The 20,622-nt window shown below is 29.2% G+C and carries 23 protein-coding genes, 1 tRNA gene and 1 pseudogene; 9 read left to right on the top strand and 16 right to left on the bottom strand.

The annotated features are described in order from the left end of the window. Positions 1–16: 16 nt before the first annotated feature. Genes ABXT45_RS05825 through ABXT45_RS05790 form a run of 8 tightly spaced genes read right to left on the bottom strand, consistent with a single transcriptional unit; the run spans position 17 to position 6,031 of the window. Positions 17–520, bottom strand: coding sequence for an ATPase (locus ABXT45_RS05825; protein WP_415294785.1), 504 nt, complete (start codon positions 518–520; stop codon positions 17–19). Then, positions 501–1,091: a F0F1 ATP synthase subunit B gene (locus tag ABXT45_RS05820; RefSeq protein ID WP_415313125.1), complete on the bottom strand. Its 591-nt coding sequence runs from the start codon at positions 1,089–1,091 to the stop codon at positions 501–503. The genes ABXT45_RS05825 and ABXT45_RS05820 overlap by 20 nt, the downstream gene beginning before the upstream one ends. Before the next feature lie 5 nt (positions 1,092–1,096). Next, entirely contained in the window at positions 1,097–1,324 is a 228-nt protein-coding gene (locus tag ABXT45_RS05815; protein ID WP_006997791.1) for a F0F1 ATP synthase subunit C, read from the bottom strand. A gap of 19 nt (positions 1,325–1,343) precedes the next feature. Then, positions 1,344–2,078 carry a F0F1 ATP synthase subunit A gene (locus ABXT45_RS05810; RefSeq protein WP_018413543.1) on the bottom strand — a complete coding sequence of 245 codons (735 nt, stop codon included), beginning with the start codon at positions 2,076–2,078 and terminating at the stop codon, positions 1,344–1,346. Positions 2,079–2,090: 12 nt separating this feature from the next. After that, on the bottom strand, positions 2,091–2,366 hold the full coding sequence (locus tag ABXT45_RS05805) for an AtpZ/AtpI family protein (RefSeq protein WP_271492225.1): 276 nt from the start codon (positions 2,364–2,366) through the stop codon (positions 2,091–2,093). 7 nt (positions 2,367–2,373) lie between these two features. Then, on the bottom strand, positions 2,374–4,947 hold the full coding sequence (locus ABXT45_RS05800) for a chromosome segregation SMC family protein (RefSeq protein ID WP_415313124.1): 2,574 nt from the start codon (positions 4,945–4,947) through the stop codon (positions 2,374–2,376). Positions 4,948–4,955: 8 nt separating this feature from the next. Beyond that, entirely contained in the window at positions 4,956–5,546 is a 591-nt protein-coding gene (locus ABXT45_RS05795) for a DsbA family protein (RefSeq protein WP_415313123.1), read from the bottom strand. Beyond that, positions 5,543–6,031 carry a DUF721 domain-containing protein gene (locus ABXT45_RS05790; RefSeq protein WP_415313122.1) on the bottom strand — a complete coding sequence of 163 codons (489 nt, stop codon included), beginning with the start codon at positions 6,029–6,031 and terminating at the stop codon, positions 5,543–5,545. The genes ABXT45_RS05795 and ABXT45_RS05790 overlap by 4 nt, the downstream gene beginning before the upstream one ends. Between ABXT45_RS05790 and ABXT45_RS05785 the strand changes: the two genes are divergently transcribed. Together ABXT45_RS05785 and ABXT45_RS05780 are read left to right on the top strand one after the other, a co-directional pair. Further along, positions 6,032–7,012: an A/G-specific adenine glycosylase gene (locus tag ABXT45_RS05785; RefSeq protein ID WP_415313121.1), complete on the top strand. Its 981-nt coding sequence runs from the start codon at positions 6,032–6,034 to the stop codon at positions 7,010–7,012. It abuts the gene before it with no gap. After that, positions 7,012–8,163 (top strand): FAD-dependent monooxygenase, encoded by a 1,152-nt coding sequence (locus ABXT45_RS05780; protein ID WP_415313120.1) that lies wholly within the window; start codon positions 7,012–7,014, stop codon positions 8,161–8,163. Before ABXT45_RS05785 ends, ABXT45_RS05780 begins: the two co-directional genes overlap by 1 nt. On the opposite strand, the gene ABXT45_RS05775 is transcribed toward ABXT45_RS05780, so the two are convergent. From ABXT45_RS05775 to ABXT45_RS05765, 3 genes are all read right to left on the bottom strand, one after another. After that, a complete protein-coding gene (locus tag ABXT45_RS05775) occupies positions 8,160–9,230 on the bottom strand; it encodes a site-specific DNA-methyltransferase (RefSeq protein ID WP_415313119.1) in 1,071 nt (356 codons plus the stop codon). The genes ABXT45_RS05780 and ABXT45_RS05775 overlap by 4 nt on opposite strands. Before the next feature lie 121 nt (positions 9,231–9,351). Next, positions 9,352–9,912, bottom strand: coding sequence for a ribonuclease HII (locus ABXT45_RS05770; RefSeq protein ID WP_415313118.1), 561 nt, complete (start codon positions 9,910–9,912; stop codon positions 9,352–9,354). After that, positions 9,912–10,643, bottom strand: a complete 732-nt coding sequence (locus ABXT45_RS05765) for a uracil-DNA glycosylase (RefSeq protein WP_415313117.1) — start codon at positions 10,641–10,643, stop codon at positions 9,912–9,914. The genes ABXT45_RS05770 and ABXT45_RS05765 overlap by 1 nt, the downstream gene beginning before the upstream one ends. A gap of 110 nt (positions 10,644–10,753) precedes the next feature. Between ABXT45_RS05765 and ABXT45_RS05760 the strand changes: the two genes are divergently transcribed. The 4 genes from ABXT45_RS05760 to ABXT45_RS05745 all read left to right on the top strand — a co-directional run bounded on the left by ABXT45_RS05760 (position 10,754) and on the right by ABXT45_RS05745 (position 14,573). Further along, on the top strand, positions 10,754–12,340 hold the full coding sequence (locus tag ABXT45_RS05760; protein WP_415313116.1) for a tetratricopeptide repeat protein: 1,587 nt from the start codon (positions 10,754–10,756) through the stop codon (positions 12,338–12,340). 3 nt (positions 12,341–12,343) lie between these two features. Then, on the top strand, positions 12,344–13,189 hold the full coding sequence (locus ABXT45_RS05755; protein ID WP_415313115.1) for a 4-(cytidine 5'-diphospho)-2-C-methyl-D-erythritol kinase: 846 nt from the start codon (positions 12,344–12,346) through the stop codon (positions 13,187–13,189). Between the two features lie 32 nt (positions 13,190–13,221). Then, a tRNA-Gln gene (locus ABXT45_RS05750) sits at positions 13,222–13,295 on the top strand. A gap of 3 nt (positions 13,296–13,298) precedes the next feature. Next, complete coding sequence (locus ABXT45_RS05745) at positions 13,299–14,573, top strand: CCA tRNA nucleotidyltransferase (protein WP_415313114.1); 1,275 nt, start codon at positions 13,299–13,301, stop codon at positions 14,571–14,573. Here ABXT45_RS05745 and greA read toward each other — a convergent pair. Genes greA through ABXT45_RS05730 form a run of 3 tightly spaced genes read right to left on the bottom strand, consistent with a single transcriptional unit; the run spans position 14,570 to position 16,336 of the window. Then, positions 14,570–15,046 (bottom strand): transcription elongation factor GreA, encoded by a 477-nt coding sequence (gene greA / locus ABXT45_RS05740; RefSeq protein ID WP_415286131.1) that lies wholly within the window; start codon positions 15,044–15,046, stop codon positions 14,570–14,572. The genes ABXT45_RS05745 and greA overlap by 4 nt on opposite strands. A gap of 1 nt (position 15,047) precedes the next feature. Then, on the bottom strand, positions 15,048–15,875 hold the full coding sequence (gene hemF, locus ABXT45_RS05735) for an oxygen-dependent coproporphyrinogen oxidase (protein WP_415313113.1): 828 nt from the start codon (positions 15,873–15,875) through the stop codon (positions 15,048–15,050). Next, complete coding sequence (locus ABXT45_RS05730; protein ID WP_415286127.1) at positions 15,875–16,336, bottom strand: tRNA (cytidine(34)-2'-O)-methyltransferase; 462 nt, start codon at positions 16,334–16,336, stop codon at positions 15,875–15,877. The genes hemF and ABXT45_RS05730 overlap by 1 nt, the downstream gene beginning before the upstream one ends. Before the next feature lie 86 nt (positions 16,337–16,422). On the opposite strand from ABXT45_RS05730, the pseudogene petA reads away from it, so the two are divergent. The 3 genes and pseudogenes from petA to ABXT45_RS05715 all read left to right on the top strand — a co-directional run bounded on the left by petA (position 16,423) and on the right by ABXT45_RS05715 (position 18,983). After that, positions 16,423–16,930 (top strand): annotated as a pseudogene (petA, locus tag ABXT45_RS05725) (ubiquinol-cytochrome c reductase iron-sulfur subunit). A 9-nt stretch (positions 16,931–16,939) separates the two neighbouring features. Further along, the gene (locus ABXT45_RS05720; RefSeq protein ID WP_271492270.1) at positions 16,940–18,199 is read left to right on the top strand and encodes a cytochrome b/b6; all 1,260 of its coding nucleotides are present in this window, start codon (positions 16,940–16,942) and stop codon (positions 18,197–18,199) included. 4 nt (positions 18,200–18,203) lie between these two features. Further along, positions 18,204–18,983, top strand: a complete 780-nt coding sequence (locus tag ABXT45_RS05715) for a cytochrome c1 (RefSeq protein ID WP_415313112.1) — start codon at positions 18,204–18,206, stop codon at positions 18,981–18,983. Here the strand turns inward: ABXT45_RS05715 and ychF are convergent. Together ychF and pth are read right to left on the bottom strand one after the other, a co-directional pair. Further along, on the bottom strand, positions 18,960–20,033 hold the full coding sequence (gene ychF / locus ABXT45_RS05710) for a redox-regulated ATPase YchF (RefSeq protein ID WP_415313111.1): 1,074 nt from the start codon (positions 20,031–20,033) through the stop codon (positions 18,960–18,962). The two genes, ABXT45_RS05715 and ychF, sit on opposite strands and share 24 nt — an antisense overlap. Then, the gene (pth, locus tag ABXT45_RS05705) at positions 20,033–20,593 is read right to left on the bottom strand and encodes an aminoacyl-tRNA hydrolase (RefSeq protein ID WP_271492280.1); all 561 of its coding nucleotides are present in this window, start codon (positions 20,591–20,593) and stop codon (positions 20,033–20,035) included. Before pth ends, ychF begins: the two co-directional genes overlap by 1 nt. Positions 20,594–20,622: the final 29 nt, after the last annotated feature.

Here is a 20,622-nt window from a genome sequence, read left to right as displayed (position 1 = left end):
AATTGTAAGGTAATTATTAGCTTATTTTTTTTAAAGCTATTTTTGTTTCTTCAAGGTTCTTTTCAAAAAGACCATCAAGCTTTGATTTATCAACAGAAGTATTAATAATTTTTTTAACTGAATCAACGGCAATTTTAATTGAAACATCTTTTATTTCTTTAAGTGCAGCTTCTTTCATTTGTGAAATTTTATTTTCTGCTAAATTCTTTTTAATTTCTGAAGATTTGTGAAATTTATCATTCATTTCAATTATAAGGTGATCACTATCTTTTTTAGCTTGTTGCAAAATATCATTGCTTACTGTTTGTGCGGTATCAAGTTTATTTTGAGCACTATCTAGTAAGACCTTTGCTTCTTGTCTTAGTCTTTCGCTTTCATCTATTTCATTTTTAATATCAAGGATAAGCTTATTTAAAAGTTCATTAATTTTTTGAGGTATTTTTAAATAAACTAAAGCTCCTATAAATATTAAAAAGGATATAGCTACCCAAAAAGTTGCATCAATTACCATAATATTCATCCATTTTTTTTCTTGAAAGATCTTCTACTATTGCAGAAATACTACTACTGTTAACTTCGGCTCCTATTAGTTGCTGCAGCAAGTCCGAAGAAGTTTCTTCAGCAATCTTCCTGATTTTTTCTGGTGCATTATCTCTAAAAGTTTTTATCTCAATCTCTGCTTTATTAACCTCTTCATCAATTTCTTTATCTAGTGCTTCTTTTTTTATACCAATATCTTTCAACACTTTTTCTCTAGCTTGTTTAAAGTAGTTTTTTGCCTCATTTTTGCTGTCGTGTACTATCTTTTCGTATTCTTCAATTTTTTGTTCACTTTCTTCTCTTTTCTTCTCTGCAGCCTCAATATTTTCTAAAATTTGAGATTTTCTAGTTTCTAGGTTGGCACTTATTTTAGGAAGTATAAGTTTAGATAAAACAACATATAAAATTCCAAAAGTAATAATTAACCAAAAAATTTGAGAAACCCAAAACTCAGGATTTAATTGAGGCATTCCACCGCTTTCAGCTGCAAAAGCTTCCATAAAAAACAGGAAGCTTAAAAATATCGACTGAAAAAATATTTTTTTAATCATTAAATTTAAAATGCAAATAAAATAATTAACGCTACAACTAATCCAAATAGGCCAGTTGCTTCAGCTAAAGCAAAACCTAATAAAAGATTAGGAAATTGTTTTTGGGCTGCAGATGGGTTTCTCATTGCGCCAGAAAGGTAATTACCAAAAATAATTCCAATTCCAACACCGGCACCGGCTAGAGCTATTGCTGCTAGTCCTGCTCCGATCATTTTTGCTGCTTCTAATTCCATTATATCCTCCTTATGTTAGTTAATGGTGTAAATTTAATGCATCATTTAAGTAGATGCAGGTTAAGATTGCGAAAACATATGCTTGAAGAAAAGCAACTAGTATTTCCAAGCCAGTTAATGCAACCGAAAAACTCAGTGGAAGCCATCCACCAACTATTCCAAGGCTTATTACAAAGCCTCCGAAAACTTTCATCATAGTATGACCAGCCATCATGTTTGCAAATAAACGAACTGAAAGACTAACCGGTCTACTTAAGTAAGAAATTATTTCTATAACAACTATTAGCGGCAATAGTACAGCAGGCACTCCGCTAGGTACAAATAATTTTAAATATCCTAATCCATGTTTCATAAATCCAATAATTGTTACACCTACAAAAATAAATGAAGCTAAAATAAAAGTAACAATGATATGGCTAGTTACTGTAAAGGCGTAAGGGATCATTCCAAACATATTGCAAAATAGTACAAACATAAATATTGAGAAGATAAACGCAAAGTAGGGTTTTGCTTTTGATCCTGCGGTATCACTAATCATTTTAGAAACAAAAGTATAACTTAATTCAGAAAGAAGTTGCATCTTGCTTGGTAGTAAAGAGTTTTTTTTTGACCCTAAATTAAAAACTAATAAGATTGCAAGTGAACTAATCACCATAAACAAACTTGCGTTTGTGAAAGAAATATCTATTGCCCCTAATTTAATTTCTGGTCCAATTCTATAAACTTCGAATTGGTTCATTGGGTTTGTAGCCATAATTTTTTAAGTCTATTTTTGCATATTTTTTGCAGATCTGAATACGTTTATAATTCCAGCAACAACACCTACAAAAAAAAATATTAATATTAACCAGGGCTTAGTACCAAAGGTCTTGTCTAAAATAAACCCTATAATTGTCCCAACTGCCACTGCAGACACTAATTCTGTACTTAATTTAAAGGCAGTTCCAATAGAAGAGGGTGCCTCTTCATTTTTATAGAGATTTTTCTTTGAAAGTTTAGTTTTTGCAATCTCCAAGCGAGTTTTAAGGCTATCTTTTGGCATTTATGTATTAAGCAACCATACTCTCAGCTTTTTGTAAATCAACAGCTACTAGTTGGCTAATACCCTTTTCAGGCATAGTTACCCCATAAAGTCTATTCATTTTTGACATAGTTAGAGCGTGGTGAGTTACAATAATAAATTTAGTGTTAGTTATTTTAGTTAAATCATCAAGAAGTCCACAAAATCTTGTTACGTTAGCATCATCTAGTGGAGCATCAACTTCATCTAAAACACAAATTGGGGATGGATTAGTAAGGAACACAGCAAAAATAAGAGACAAGGCTGTTAAAGCTTGCTCACCACCAGATAATAAGGTTATAGACTGAAGTCTTTTACCAGGAGGACTTACCAACATTTCTAAACCAGCTTCAAGTGGGTCATCAGAGTCCACTAATTCTAGCTTTGCATTTCCACCATTAAATAGTTTTGTATAAACTTCATTAAATTTTCTATTAACTTTTTCAAAAGCTTCTAACAATCTTTCTCTTCCTTTTTGATTTAATTCATTAATACTTTCTTTTAATTTTATAATGGCAGATACAAGATCTTTTCTATCTTGTTCCATTTTTTTAATTTCAATTTCATATTTATTGGTTTCTTCATCCGCTCTAAGATTAACTGATCCCAATTTTTCTCTTTTTCTTTTTTTTTCATCAAGAGCTTCTTCTTGATCAACGGAATTGGGTAACTCTACAACACCATTCAAATTAGAATTTTCTAGAATATCATTTTCTTCAAGATTAAGTTCAGAGCTAACTCTTTCTAACAGATCTTCTTTACGTTTTTTTAAACCTTCAACAGTAGCTCCTGAGCTTGCTTTTCTTTCTCTTATTTGAATAGATCTTTCTTGAACGTCATTTAATTCAAGTCTTAAAGAGTTTATCTTTTTATCTGTTTCTTCGATTATTTTTTCATTCTCAATTTTTTCATTTTGTGAAATTCTCAGACCCTCTGTAGCTTGACCTTTTTTTTCTGCTTGAGCCTTGGGTTGTTGGTCACGTTCATTTAATTGTGATAATAGTTTATTTTTTCTTTCAGTTAATTCTGTTACCATTTTTTGTGAGTTTGAAAGTAAGTTTTTCCAACTTTCAACTTCTGATTCTATAGCTTTGATTCTTTCATTTCTTTTTATAGACTCCTTTTTAATTGATTGGTTTTTACTAAAACTATCTGCATATTTTTCTTGAAGTAATTTTATATTGCTATTTTTTTCATCAATATCAGTTAATTTACTTTTACTTTCATCATTAGCTAAATTATTTAAGAAATTATTTAATTCCATTTTAGTTCTATCCAGTAATGTAAGAGCTTGGTTAGCTTCATTACTGTTTATTAATTCTTTAATTTTTTCGATTGTATTAATGACGTCTCTAATTGGGTCAATACTGATGTTTATGTTGCCATTAGCAAATATTTCAATAATTTCATCTACAGCTTTTTGCTCATCATTAAGTTGGTTTTTTGCCTTCCCAAGGTCTTCGTTTGATAATTTTTCTGTTTCAAAATATTTAGAGTCTATTTCTATTAATTCACTTTTTTCTTCTTTTAATCTTTTTTCATTTGAATTTGCATCTATTACAATACCTTTTTCTCTATCAATATCCTCTTCGATTGTTTTTAGAGATTTTTTAAAATTTTCTATCTCATCTTGTGTTCTTACATTTTCCTCATCTAGACTTTGTAATTCTAAGTTCAATCGTTGTATTCTTGAAAGGTTCTCAATATTTTTTTCTCTTAATGGAGAAACTTTATCTGTTTCAGTTTTAATTAAACTTTCAAACTGAGAAATTTGTTGATTGAAGCTGCTCACTTCTCCCTCAGCTTCATTGTTAATTTCATTTTCTATTCTAATTTCATTATCAATGTCTAATAATTTTAGATAATACAAACCTGCTTCAATTTTTTTTATTTCTTCAGATATAAGCTTATATTTTGTGGCTTCTTCTGCTTGTTTCTGAAGGTTTGCTAGTTGTTTTTCTTGTTGTCTTCTTAATTCATCGGCTCTTTTCAAATTTACTTCTGCTGCGTTTAATCTAAGTTCAGCTTCATGTCTTCTAACATGTAATCCTGAAATATTAGCTGCTTCTTCTAAAATTGCGCGTCTGTCTGTAGGCTTAGCAGTCACTAAGGCTCCAATACGCCCCTGACTAATCATTGATGGTGAATGAGCGCCTGTAGATAAATCTGCGAAAAACATTTGAGCATCCCTAGCTCTAACTTCTTTGTCGTTTATGTAAAATTTTGAACCCTTATCTTTTTCAATCTTTCTTCTAACCTCTATATGATCTAAATCTTTATATTGCATTGGACCATCATGACTTGCGTTATCTACACTTATTGAAACTTCTGCTATATTTTTAGAAGACTTATTAGATGTACCATTAAAGATGACATCTTCCATACCTGAACCACGCATACTCTTAGCTGAGGTTTCACCCATAACCCATCTTAAGGATTCTACAATATTAGATTTCCCACAACCGTTAGGACCAACGATGCCAGTTAAGCCATGCTCTATTAGAAAATTTGTTTTTTCAGCAAATGATTTAAATCCATTTAATTGGATTTTTTTAAACTCCATGAACTAACTTATATCAGTTTTTCGAGATATTTTTTTAAATTCTTATAATTTAGGGCTTTATCAAACTTTTTGTCATTAATTATTATCGTAGGAGTAGCATTAACTTCAAATTTTTTTACCCCATCGATTCGATCGTTTAAAACGAAGTCTTCTATAGCTTTATCACTCAGGCATTTTTCAAAATTTACATTCACATTTTCACCTTCTAAGAATTTTTTTAAATAGCCTGTTGCTTCTTCTGGTGTTTTTCCTCTAGCCCATTTTTTTTGTCCGGAGTACAAAATATTTAAAATATTCGAACTACCATCGTTATTACATTGCGCAATTTTTGATGCATTAAATGCAGCTAGATCTAATGGAAAATGTCTAAACTCAATTCTTACCAATCCTTTATCAATAAAGTCTTTTTTTAGTTCTGGATAAACATCTTTATGAAAGTCTGCACAGTGGCCACATGTTAATGACTCGTAGGTGATTATTGTTATTTTAGCACTTTGTTCACCTTCGGTAATTCTTTTGACTATTTCGTTATCTGCAGCAAACACTTTAGAGGAGAAGATTAGAAATATAATAAATAATGTGGAGGTTAATTTTTTCATCGTTGTTTAAATAGTTTTGTTAATTCAAGTAATGATTTTTTAATCTTATCATTCTTTATACTATTAATTCTATCTGCATATTTAATATTTGTCACATGGTTTTCATTAGTATCTAGTTTTTTGAATTTTGTTTGAGCATCATCAAAACTTATAAATTTCAATTTCTCAACAACGGCATAACCAAAAAAACTATTCATTTTATCGATTATTTTTTTTTTTGAATATTCTAAATCAATTTCGTGTCCTCTCTTTACCATTATTTGAAGAGTGCTTACTCCAAATCTATTCGAATTTTTAAAGGATTTTGGATAACATATTTGAAAAAGATCATCTCCAACTATGTACTTCCAGTTATTAAGTGTTTCAGAAAATATATGACCCTTTTTTTTGATTATTTTTTTAATATTTTTTGGCAAAGTGTCTTTAAAAGACCTTAAGCCTTGAATAGTTTTAAACCTCTGCTTAATATTATTTTTAAATTGCATATGACTAAATCCATACTAACAAAAAAAATTCTTTATTGGTACGATAATAATAAAAGATCACTCCCATGGAGAAAAAAACTATCACAAGTTAAGCGAGAATATTACACGTTAGTAAGTGAATTTATGCTGCAGCAAACACAGGTTGCAACTGTAATTCCATATTTCAATAATTTTATAAAAGATATTCCTGATATTAAGTCTCTATCAAAAATTAAGGAACATAAGCTTTTAAAGTATTGGGAGGGCCTTGGTTATTATTCAAGAGTAAGAAATTTAAAAAAGACTGGGCAAATATTAGAAAAAAATTTTAATAGAAGGTTACCAAGCACAATTGAAGAATTAAAATTATTACCCGGAATAGGCGACTATACTTCTAATGCAATAATGGCAATTGCCTTTAACAAGCCATTTATTCCCTTAGATGGAAATATTGAAAGAGTAATTAAAAGATTGTTAAATTTAAAATTACCCAAAGAAATTGCAAAAGATAACCTTGTTAAGAGCAAAAAAATATTAGGTAGCTCAATTAGAGCAAGTGATTATGCACAAGCGCTAATGGAGTTAGGTGCATTAATTTGTCGACCCAAAAACCCTTTATGTCACCGATGTCCTTTAACTAAAAATTGTACATCTTTTAAAAAACAAGATTTTGAAATAATAAAAGAAAGAAAAAAGAAGATTGATAGATTTTATTTGTTAGAAGTTTATAAAAAGAATAATCAATTTTTGTTAATAAAAAATACTAAATTTAATTTTTTAAAAAATTTACAAATATTTCCCATGAAACAAATATCCAAACCTGATAATTTAGCAAAAGCTTTAAACTTCAAGATATCAAATATGAATATGAATATAATAATCAAGTTTTCCAAGTTAAAGGGTGCAATTTCTAACTCTTCTTGGATTGATAGCTCTAAGCTTGATGATTATACTTTGCCAACATTTACTAAAAAAATTTTTAATCATTTAAAAAAAAATTAATGAAAAATATAGCAATAATAGGGGCGGGTATTTCAGGTCTGTATATTGCAAATCTTTTTAGCCAAAACTTAAATTACAAAATTACAATTTATGAGAAAAATAGTTCTGTTAACTTAGAAAAAGGATATGGAATTCAACTTTCAGTGAATAGCATTAAACTATTAAATCAAATAAATTTTCAAAAAATTAGGGTAGATGATAAATTTCACCCCCATAAACTAGACTTCTATTCTTTAAAAAATAATAAGAAAATATGTGATTTAGATATATCCATGTTTAACAGCACTGATACAAAATATACTACTTTGCAGCGCTCTACTTTAATTAATTTCTTAAAAGATGGGCTTCATGAAAATATTATTCATTATAATAAAAAAGTTATAAAAATTAATGAAGAAGCTGAAAGCAAAGAAGTATCTTTTGAGGATGGTTCATCAGTTAAATGTGATTACTTAATTATTTCTGATGGAACTTTTTCAAAAACAAAATCATTAATTGCCAATAAAGAAATTAAACCAAAGTATTTTAACTCTATTGCTTTAAGAGCAACAATAGATCAGGATGCTGTTAAGGGTATTAACCCAGAGAATATATCTTTATTTTTAGGATCTAATTTACATACAGTTTTTTATCCAATTAATAATAAAGGATATTTTAACTTTATTAGCATTCTTAGAAAAAAGCTTAGTGCTAAAGAGTTATCCGACTATTCTTTGTTTGGGAGTAAAGATTTTACTGAATCTATTATATCTGAAATATCAAAGCAAGTAGCTCCTGAAATAATTAAAAATCTAAGAAACATTAAATGCTTCCCAATATTTGTGAGTTCCAAGGTGCATGAACCAAAAAATAAAAATACCTTTCTCATTGGAGATGCTTTTTTTGCTTTACCCCCAACCTTCGCACAAGGTGCATCTCAATCAATAGAGGTTGCTCATGAACTGTATAAAAATTTAGAAAATGAAAATACTCAATTCATCTCTGAAAGAGTTAAAAGGGTAAAGATGATTGATATGAAATCAAAACTTAATTATTTTGCTTTTCATTTATCTAACCCTTTAACAATTTGGATTAGAAACTTAATAATACAAAAATTAGTAAAAAATAAAAAATTTATTAACAGCTATCTTGGTAAAATTTATAAAGACTAACTTTTAGAAATTAATCTTTGTCTTAAATTATCAATTGGCACAGAAACACCATTCACTGTGCAATGCCAATAAGTCCATCCATTACAGCTTTCAGAGCCAAGTATTGTTGCTGCAACTTTATGAATTGATCCTTCAGCTTGATTATGCTTGATACTTCCATCTGCCATAATCTTAGCAACTATCTTTTTCTTTTGATCAAAGATACTTGTTCCTGGCTTTATCATTCCAAGCTCTACCAAAGATCCAAAAGGTATTCTAGGCTTGGATCTATTATTTTTTAGAGTGTCTAAAAAATTATCTTCCAAAGGTTTTGTATTTTTTAACCTTTGTTCGGCTGCTTTAAAATAGATCTTCTCTTTTTCTATACCGTAATATTTTCTACCTAATTTTTTTGCAACGGTTGCAGTTGTTCCAGATCCTAAGAATGGATCTAGAATTAAATCGTCCTTATTTGATGATGCTAATAAAACTCTATGTAATAAAGATTCTGGTTTTTGAGTAGAGTGAACTTTTTTCCCATTTTTCTTAAGTCGCTCCGCTCCATTACAAATAGGTAAATTCCAATCAGATCTCATTTGAAGATCATCATTTAAACATTTCAAAGATTGATAGTTAAAAGTATATTTTGACTTTTCACTTTTAGAAGCCCAAATTAAAGTTTCATGAGCGTTCGTAAATCTTGTTCCTCTGAAATTAGGCATTGGGTTATTCTTATTCCAGATAACATCGTTTAAAATCCAAAAACCTAAATTCTGTATTGCAGTGCCCACTCTAAAAATATTATGATAACTTCCTATGACCCAGATGGCTCCATCTTTTTTTAATATTCTTCTACATTCTGAAAGCCAAGCAACTGTAAAGTCGTCATATTTTTTAAAGCTTTCAAACTGATCCCATTTATCATTAACAGCACTGACTTTGCTTCTGTCTGGTCTTGTAAGGGAATTTTTTAATTGTAAATTGTATGGTGGATCAGCAAAAACAAGATCAAAGGTTTCGCTTGGAATTTTTTTTAATTCCTCGAGACTGTCACCATTAATAATCTTATTTTTATAATTGTTTTCCATTTTCTATAAAACAATTAGACTCCAAACGGATTCCACGGTCAACCTGTGATTGAATTAAATGGATTCAATTTGTGTTTATTATTTCTTAAACAACCAGATCTTGTGTTGTTATTATTGGGATTTATAGAAGATCACTAATAGGTGAAAATGTTTTGCGATGATATTTGGTAATACCAAATTTCTTAATAGCTTTTAAATGTTCTTTGGTTCCATAACCAGAGTTTGTATCCCATCCATAATTATTAAATTCTTTTGAAAGTTTTGTAATAAATTTATCTCTACTGACTTTTGCAATAATTGATGCAGCAGAAATGCTTGGAATTTTTTGATCTCCTTTAATTATATATTCTAATTTATAGTTTTTTAGGTCAGGCAGTTTGTTGCCATCAATTAAAACAAGTGAAGGTTTTGTTTTTAATTTAAGAATAGCTCTTTTCATTGCAAGTAAACTTGCATGCAATATGTTAATTTTTTCAATTTCTTTAGTCGACGCCTTACCTATAGCCCATATAGAATTTTTTTTAATATATTTTTCAAGCTCTTCTCTCCTGTCTTTTGTTAGAGTTTTTGAATCTTTTAATAATTTTTTATCAATAGAATTATTTAATATGACAGCTGCTGCATAAACGGGTCCAATTAAACTTCCTCTACCAACTTCATCAACACCTGCTAAGATTTTCATTAAATGGATAGTTTTAGTTCTAAGATTTTTTGCTTAATTTTTTTTAAGTCATCCCATGAATGTTTTTTGTTTTCAGGAGCTCTTAAAAGATAAGAAGGGTTAAAAGTTATGATAACATTGTAGTTTGTATTCTTGACAATTACTTCTTTCCATTTTCCTCTCTCAATAGAAATTTTACTATTTAAACCTGTTAAAGATTCCATAGCAGTACTACCCATAAGAATTATTATTTTAGGATTTATTATTGAAATATGTTTTTGTACAAATTGAGAATATCTTTTAATTTCTGTAGAGTTTGGCTTTCGATCTTCAGGGGGCCTAAAGTTTACAGCATATGTTGTATAAATATTTTGTTTTTCAATATTTATTGCAATTAGCATTTTTTTTAAAAGATCTCCTACCTCACCCATAAAAGTTAATCCAGAGTTATCTTCTTCAACACCTGGGGCCTCACCAATTATCATTATTGGGCTATTAATATTTCCATCTCCTAAAACCATCTTTTTTGAATTATTCTTTAAGTTACAATCGCTAATTGAGTTTATTTGTTCTTTAAGATCCTCAAGCTCTTTAACTTTATCTATTTTTTGAATATTCAGATCTTTTTTTAAATCATTACTAGTATTTTTTAGTCTATTGATTGGGTTTTCATCAAAAATAAAGTCAGATCCAGTAGAGTTTAAAAACTCAGAGTCAAAATTCGTTTTTTGATTTATTACTTTTTTAGACATAGAATAGCCAAATGTTGGTAAAGTTTTTTAAATTATTTTTAATATTATTACTTTATCAGAGTCCATTATACTCAAAAAATACCAGTTTAAACGATTTTAATGCGAGGTATTTGTCTAATTATTTTTCAGGAATTGTAGCTTATGAAAATCTAGATAATACGGAAGCTTTAAAATTTTTTAATTCATCAAAAATATTAATAAAACAGCATGACGCCTATCTTGAGAGGTATGTATTTTCTTTAGTGCTTGATGGCAAAGTTAAGAAAGCAATTAATCAAGTTAAACAGAGCTCAACAAAAAACAACTCTGACTTTTTTCAGGCTAATTTGTTACTGGCAGTTGATAGTTTAAAGAAAAAAAACTTTAAAAAAAGTAAAGTTTATATCGATAGATCATATGAATTTATTAACAATGATAGGCTTTCTCTAATCATTGCAGAAACCTTCAAACAATATTTATCAGTTTTTGAAGAAAAAAAATTAATGAAGCAAAAAAATACGTTTGGAAATTTTTCATTTATTAACGAAGTTTTTCAACGATGTTATTTAAATGATAAAGATACTGAGAGATATTTTAATACATTAATTAATTCACAAAACGATGCTGATTATTCAAGATATACATTTTTTTTGATCAGTTATTTAATCGAGAATGATAATTATGATAAGGCAAAAAAAGTTACTAATAATTTTGATTATTTAAATTCATCAGTATTAATTTCTCAAGGTAAAAAATGGATAGAAGATAAAAACTTAGGTAATTTTCAAGATATTTTCTTATGCACTAATTCGAATGACATCGTTAGTGAGCTATTTTTTCTAATAGCAAATCTCTATTCTTCTCAGAATGATTATGAGAAATCAAATTTTTACTTAAACATAGCAAACTATTTAAACCCTAAATTTATTTTCAATTTGTCTCTATTAGCTGAAAATTATTATTTGAATGATGATTATTCCAATACATTAAAAACTCTCAAAGTATTTGATAAAAAGCATGAATTTTATTATTGGTTTAAGTTAAAAAAAGAGTCTCAAATTATTTTAAAAAAGTCTGATCAAGAAACATCTCTAAATTTTATCAATAAAAAATTTAAAGAAATTAAAAACCCAAATAAAAAATTTTTATTTGATATTGCAAATATGCATAAAAATTCAAAAAGATATATTGAAGCGATAAGTTTTTACGATCAAATACTTTTAAAAATGGACGTTAATTCCGACTTATACGCTGAAATATTATATAGGCGTGGAGGAAGTTATGAAAGATCTGGAGATTATATAAAAGCAGATAAAGATTTATTAAAATCTCTAGCAGCCAACCCAGATGATGCTTATGTTTTAAATTATTTAGCTTATTCATGGTTGGAAAGAGAACATAAAATTGAAACAGCTCTTAAGATGCTTGAAAAAGCTTATGCAGCCAGAAGCAACGATCCATATATTATTGACTCAATCGGTTGGGCATATTACTTGGTTGAACAATATGAGAAGGCAGAAAATTTTCTTAAAAGAGCGGTTGAATTAATGCCTCAGGATCCAATAGTTAACGATCATTATGGTGATATTCTTTGGCAGCTGGATAGAAAAATTCAAGCAAGATATTTTTGGCAAGCTGTTTTAAATTTAGATGAAACAGAAGATACCATGAAAGAAACTATTAAAAGTAAATTAATAGAGGGATTAAAAAATTCCTAAATTATGAATAGTTTTAAGATAAAGTCTTATGCAAAGATAAATTTAGCTCTAAACGTTACTGGAAAAAAATCAAAGCTTCATAATATTGAAAGTTTGATTTCTTTTATTGATTTACATGATTCAATCACACTAAGAGAAAGCAAAATAAAACAGCACAAAATAAATTTTTTTGGAAAGTTTTCTAAAAATATTAGTAAAATTAATACTATTTCAAAATTGTTAAAAATTTTAGATAATAAAAAACTTTTAAATAATCAAAAATTTGAAATTAAAGTTATAAAAAATATACCCCAAAAAGCAGGAATGGGAGGTGGGTCCATGAATGCTGCCAGTCTATTAAATTTTTTTATTGAAAAAAAAATAATTAAATTAAAAAAAAGTGAGATAAGAAAAATAAGTAATGAAATAGGATCAGATGTTATTTTAGGTATAAAGCCATCATTTGCTATTCTTTTATCTAATGGAGATATTAAAAAATATGAAAATAAAATTAAATTTCATATATTAATTGCAAAACCTAACTTTGGATGTTCTACAAAATATATTTATTCTAAAGTTAATTCATTCTCCAAACCACAATTCAACCCTCCTAAACAGAAACTATTTGAAGCAAAATATTTAAAAAATTTAGACAATGATCTTGAAAAGGTTGCCTTAAATAAATATCCGGAACTTAAAATAATTAAATCCTATCTCAGCGGTTTACCCAATGCTCTATTTGCTAGAATGTCTGGATCAGGATCCTCAATAGTGGCTTATTTTCATTCCAAAAAGGCCTGCAAAAAAGCCTGCAGTCAATATAAACGAAAATTTAACAGCCACTGGTGTATTGAATCAAAAACTATATAATTTTTTTTTTTTGTGATATATGCAACTAATATTGGCCCATGGTGAAGTGGTATCACATCTGTTTTTGGTACAGAGATCCGAGGTTCGAATCCTTGTGGGCCAGCCATATATGAATAACTTATTAGATAAAATTTTTTTTAGATCTCAAAACCTTAATCACATAAATTCAGGCTTTAAAAATATTAAAAAAGAAACAGAGGTTTCAAAAATATTTGAAGCAATTCATTCATACACTAGCAATAGTGAAATCCGTTATGTTGGTGGGTGTGTAAGAAAGATTATCAATAAAGAAAGATATGACGATATAGATTTAGCAGTAAATTTAAATCCAAAAGAGGTATGTGAGGCTCTTACTATAAAAGGCATAAAATATTACGAGAGTGGAATAGAACATGGAACAATTACAGCGTTAATTAATGACATAAAGTTTGAAATTACATCATTAAGAAAAGACGTTGATACAGATGGACGACACGCAAAAGTAGAGTTTTCTGATAGTTGGAAAGATGATGCTTCTAGAAGAGATTTTACTATCAATTCTATTTATGCTGATATTGAAGGAAGTTTATTTGACCCATTTGATGGAAAGAATGATTTAGAAAATGGAAAAATTAATTTCATTGGAAATGTAGAAACAAGAATTAAAGAAGATTATTTAAGAGTGCTAAGATATGTTAGATTTTATCTTAGTTATTCCAAACATAGCCATGACCCAAAAGTCATTAAAGCAATTAAAAAAAACCTAAGTGGTGTTTCAAGTATTTCCTCAGAAAGATTAATAGATGAATTTCAAAAACTATTAAAATCAGATGGTTTTCTAAAGCTAACTAAGGATAAGGATTGTTTAGAGATTATAAATCTTATTTTTCCACAAATAAAAAACATTTCTCTATTTAATAAAATGAATGGCTTTGCAAAAAAAAACTTCCTTGAAGTGGACTTTATTTTCTTATTATCTTTAATGATTATTGATGGAACTGATAATGTAGATTACTTTATTTATAAATTTAATTTATCCAAAAAAGATCAAAAAAGACTTATATTTTTAAATAAGTTTTATTTAGAAAAAAATACTAGCCAAATTTTTTCAGAAAAAAATTTGAATAAGGTTTTTTATTTTAATGGTAGAGAGGCATTATTAGATGTTCTTTATTTTAAGATTTTTAAATCCAAAAAAGTAGACAATAAGTTAATTAAATTAATTGAAATTTTTAAGAAAAAAGAAATGCCTGTCATGCCATTTAAAGCTAGTACCTTGATGGAGAAATATCAAGTTCCTGAGGGAAGAGAGCTGGGACAGAAGTTAAAAGCAATAGAAGAGGTCTGGACTAGTAATGATTTCAAAATTTCAGATAAAGAAGTTCGAAAAATAGTAAGTAATTAAACGTACTTTACATCTTTAATTTCAAAGTTTTTTACACCTGCGGGAGTTTTAATTTCAACCAAATCGTTTTTATTTTTTCCAATTAAACCTCTACCTATTGGTGATTGAAAAAATATTAGTTTTTTTTGAAGGTCAGCCTCATCTTTTCCAACTATTTTATAGGTAATTTTTTCTTCAGTATCTAAATTTTCTAAATCTACAGTTGAGCCAAAGATGACTTTTCCATTATTACTCATTTTTGTAACGTCAATTACATTTGCTCTTGCGATATTATCATTAATCTGAACTATTCTTCCTTCATTATGTGATTGTTCTTCTTTTGCAGCATGGTATTCAGCATTCTCTTTCAAATCTCCATGTGATCTTGCTTCAGATATTGCAGCTACTATCTGTGGACGTTTTTTCTCTTTTAAAAAAATTAGCTCTTCTTTTAAAACTTCAAGTCCGGCAGTTGTTATTGGTTCTTTTTCCATTTTAATTCCATTTTGCTATTGGAGGTAAAGACATTAATATTCCTTCAACATTACCACCTGTTTGTAAACCAAATTTTGTTCCTCTATCGTATAGTAAGTTAAACTCAGCATATCTACCTCTTTTAATATACTGTATCTCCTTTTGTTTTACAGTCCATTTCTTTTTGTATTTCAATTGTATTATAGAGTTAAATAACATTTGAAAGGTAACTCCAAGATCAGCTACAAATTTAAAGTCTTTCTCCCAATCATTTTTTTTGTAATCAAAAAAAATACCACCAATTCCTCTTGTTTCTTTCCTATGTGGTAAATAAAAATATTCATCACACCACTTTTTATATTTTTTATAGAATTTTTTATCATGTCGATCACACATTTTTTTTAATTCGTCATGAAGGAAGCTTTTTTCCTTAAGATCTTGAATGCAAGGTGTTACATCCATACCACCACCAAACCATCCATGCGTTGTAAAGATAAACCTTGTGTTAAAGTGAATTGCTGGAACATGAGGGTTTTTCATATGCATTACAACAGAAATTCCTGACGCCCAAAAATTTAGATTTTTAGAGGCACCTGGAATTTTTTTACCCATCTCCTTTGAAAATTTTCCATGCACTTCTGAAAAGTTTACACCAACCTTTTCAAAAATTTTACCATCTTTTAAAACTCTAAACTCTCCGCCACCTTCATCTTTAATTTCATTTCTATTCCAAGTTTTAGATTTAAATTTTAATTTTTTACTTTCTAGTTTTTCAATATCGTTACAAATTGTGTTCTGCAGCAACTTAAACCAATTAGAAACAATTTTTTTTTTAATTTCTTTATTCATTATTTATTAAAGTTAGTTTGTCTTAAATTTTCTGAAAGAATTATAGCAACTGAAGAGGCTATATTTAAAGATCTTTTATTGTCCATCATGGGTATTTTTAACCTATACTTAATTGAATTATGAACATGATCTGGTACACCAGCGCTTTCTCTTCCAAATAGCAGTGTATCATTACCCTCAAATTTGAAAGCAGTATAAGTGTCTGATGATTTAGTTGTTAACAATATTACCCTCTCATTCTTTTTTGATTTAAAAAACTCATCTGAACTTTGATAAAATTTTATCATTTTTTCATCCATGTAATCCATTACAACTCTTTTAAATCTTTTATCGCTGAATAAAAAACCACATGGTTCAATTATTTCTAAATCAGCACCCAGACATGCACATGTTCTAATAATAGCTGCTGTATTTTGAGGAATATCAGGTTCATATAAGGCTATTTTAGGTCTCAAATTCATGTTTTATGTGTCATTGTTTCAGTGGAAAAAAAACTTTTTTCTTATAAGAAGTCATATACTAGATAACAATATACAAAAAATAAAAGATGTCTGAAAAAAAACCTGAAAGAAGAGAATTTTTATTTACTGCCTCGTATGCTGTAGGAGCTGTTGGGGTAGGCTGTTGTTTGGCCACTTATTGATCAAATGAACCCAGATGCCTCTGTTAAAGCATTGGCCAGCACAGAAGTTGACATAAGTTCAGTTCAACCTGGAAAAACAATCACTGTACTTTGGAGAGGAAAACCAGTTTTTATTAAAAGAAGAACTCCAAAGGAAGTAGCTGAAGCAAGAGCTGTTAAAATGGAAGATTTAAAAGACCCTCAAAAAGATGAGGATAGAGCAAAAGATCCAGAATGGTTAGTTATGTTAGGTGTCTGTACGCATTTAGGATGTGTCCCTTTAAATGATAAAGGAGACTACAATGGTTGGTTTTGTCCTTGTCATGGTTCGCACTACGATATATCTGGAAGAATTAGAAAAGGTCCTGCTCCAACAAACATGGAAGTTCCAAAATATGAATTTGTTAATAGCAACACAATTAAAATTGGATAATAAATAATTATGAGTGATCACGAGTACGTTCCCAGTTCAAAATTTGGAAAATGGTTTAATGACAGGCTTCCACTTTTATCACTTGCTAGTCATTTAACTGATTATCCAACACCTAAGAATTTAAATTATTGGTGGACATTTGGTGGAATTTTAACTTTTTGCTTAATTACACAAATCGTTACAGGTTTAACTTTAGCTATGCACTACATTGCTCATGCTGATATGGCCTTTGAAAGTGTTGAGCACATCATGAGAGATGTGAACTATGGTTGGCTTATAAGATATATTCACGCAAACGGCGCTTCAATGTTTTTCTTAGCAGTTTATATTCATATATTTAGATCTTTGTTTTATGGATCATATAAATCTCCAAGAGAAATAATTTGGATTATTGGAATAATAATTTACCTTTTAATGATGGCAGCTGCATTTATGGGCTATGTTTTACCATGGGGTCAGATGAGTTTTTGGGGGGCAACAGTTATTACAAATCTTTTTAGTGCAATACCTTTAGTGGGTGAAGGAATAGTAAATTGGTTGTGGGGAGGTTATTCTGTTGATAACCCAACTTTAACAAGGTTTTTCACGTTACATTATTTGATACCATTTTTAATCTTAGGCTTGGTGGTTCTTCATATTTGGGCACTGCATATTCCTGGAAATAATAATCCAATAGGAATTGATGTTAAAAAGCCTTCTAAGGATACAGTGCCATTCCATCCATATATTGTGATCAAAGATGCCTTTGCATTATTAATGTTTATGATTGTTTTTGCATTTTTTGTTTTTTATTCACCAAATATTTTAGGGCATGCGGACAATTATATAGAAGCAAACCCAATGGTTACACCAGCCCATATAGTTCCTGAGTGGTATCTATTACCATTTTATGCAATCCTAAGGTCAGTTCCTGATAAATTAATGGGAGTAGTTGCAATGTTGTCAGCAATATTAATTTTAGCTGCACTGCCTTGGTTAGATACTTCAAAAATTAGATCAGCAGTATTCAGACCTCTTTACAAGCAATTTTATTGGATACTAGTAGTGGATGTATTAGTTCTAGGTTACGTGGGTGCAATGCCAGCTGAAGGGCTTTACTTATTGATTGCTAGGGTTGCCACAGCTTACTACTTTATTCATTTTTTAATAATCTTACCGTTATTAGGATTTAAAGAAAAAACTATACCTTTACCTTTAAGTATTACAGAACCAGTACTTGGAGGAATGCCAATGGCATCAGCTGTTAAAAAAAAAGAAAGTTTAAATTAATTCAGTGAAAAATATTTTTAAAATAACTTATTTAATAGTCTTTATTTTAACCGGAGCAATCCAAGTTAATGCAGCTGAAAAAGTAGATTTTTTAAAAACAGATTGGAGTTTCAAAGGTCTTTTTGGTAAATTTGATAGAGGTTCGCTTCAAAGAGGATATCAAGTCTATACTGAGGTTTGTGCGTCGTGCCACTCAATGAAATATGTAAGTTATAGAAACTTATTTGAACCAGGTGGACCAGAATTTACTGAAGAGCAGGCTAAAGCAATAGCTGCAAGTTTTGAGGTTAGTGATGGACCCAATAATGATGGTGAAATGTTTATCAGACCAGCAAAATTATCAGATAAATTTGTAATGCCGTTTGAAAATGTTAAAGCAGCACAAGCAGCAAATGGAGGAGCTTATCCACCAGATATGTCCGTGCTAGCAAAAGCTAGAACTGGAGGTGTAGATTATATTTACTCATTGTTACTTGGTTATGAGGATGCTCCAAGTGGAGTGACACTTGATGATGGTGTTTACTACAACAAGTATATGTATGGAAATAATATTAAGATGGCAGAACCATTGTCAGATGGTTTGGTGGAATATAGCGATGGCACTACAGCATCAAAAGAACAAATGGTAAAAGATGTTACAACATTTTTAATGTGGGCAGCTGAGCCTCATTTAGAAAGCAGACATAAAATGGGCTTTAAAGCTATTTTATATTTAATTATTTTAACTATTCTGGTTTACTTTAGTATGAAGAAAATTTGGTCACGTATTGAATCTGAAGTTTAATATATCACCATCTTTGACAATATAATCTTTTCCTTCAAGTCTCATTTTTCCATTAGTTTTGGAATTTATCCAACCTTGATTTGCTATGAAATCCTCGTATGCAATTGTTTCAGCTCTAATAAAACCTTTTTCAAAATCAGTATGTATTTCACCGGCTGCTCTTGGTGCTGTGCAATTTTTTTGAATAGTCCAGGCTCTAGTTTCCTCAGGTCCAGATGTAAAGTAAGTGTCTAGCTCTAAAATATTATAACCCTTTTGAATTAACATATTTAAGCCAGTTCTTTTTAATCCAATCATCTCCATATAATTTTCTTTTTCTTCGTTTTCTAATTGATTTATTTGGTTCTCAATATCAGCCGAAACTATTAGGGTATTTTTTTCACCAAATTTATCAATAAAAGCTTGTGTGTATTTATTTCCATTTTGAACACTTGCTTCATCAACGTTACATACAAAAATTTTAGGTTTTAAAGACAATAAACCACTTTGGTTTATTAATTTTTTGTCAAATTGTTCATAAAGTATTTGAATATCTTTAGAATTATTTATGCAGTCAGAAGCAATTTCTAATATTTTTAATTGTTCTTCATCTACATTTTTCTTATTATTTTTTTCCAATCTTTTTTGTATTGATTCAAGGTCTGCCAACATCATTTCTGTTTCAATAATTTCCAAATCTCTAATTGGATCAACAGTTGGGTTCACATTTTGAATATCATCAGAGTCAAAACATCTGATCATATGTATGACTGCATCCACTTCTCTTATATGGGATAAGAATTTATTACCTAAGCCTTCACCTTTAGAGGCACCTTCTACTAGCCCAGCTATATCTACAAACTCAATAGTAGTGTTAATTTTTTTTTTGGATTTTGATATTTCTACCAATTTATCCAGTCTTTCATCTGGTACAGGAACTACACCAACATTTGGTTCTATCGTACAAAAAGGGAAATTAGCAGCTTGTGCCTTGCTTGAATTTGTAAGTGCATTAAATAATGTAGATTTACCAACATTAGGTAAGCCAACAATTCCACACTTAAAACTCATTACTTATTATTTACAGTGCTTGAGAATAAATCTAATTTTTTATCAATTAATATGGCCATTGAATCAATAATATTTTTAGTAATTTTTTCTAGTTGTATCATTTCATCTTCATCAAAATCTTTTAATACATGGTCTGAAACATCAGCTTTAGTTTTGGGTCTTCCAATTCCTATTCTTACTCTTGAATAATCTTTACCAATAAATTTATCAATAGACTCGATTCCATTATGTCCTGCACTAGATCCCGCAAATTTTGCTTTTACTTTTCCAAACTCAAGGTCAAGGTCATCATGGAAGACAATCACATCTTCAGCATCAATTTTGAAGTATTCAATTAATTCCCTTATACAAATTCCAGAGTTATTCATAAAGGTTAAAGGTTTTATTGCATAAACCTTTTTATCTTCAATATTGCCCGTAGTTAACAATCCTTTAAATTTTGGTTTTTGTTTAGACAGACCAAATTTTTGATTAAGAGCATCAATTAATTTGAAACCAATATTGTGTCTGTTATTTTCGCTATCGGGTGTTGGATTTCCTAAGCCTACAAATAAAAGCATATTTTTTTTAAATCGTATCTAGGAGTCTT

This window comes from Candidatus Pelagibacter sp. Uisw_106, assembly GCF_047724975.1.
GTDB lineage: Bacteria > Pseudomonadota > Alphaproteobacteria > Pelagibacterales > Pelagibacteraceae > Pelagibacter.
Note: the sequence above shows the minus strand (reverse complement) of the source record. Positions and strands in the feature narration are given on the sequence as shown.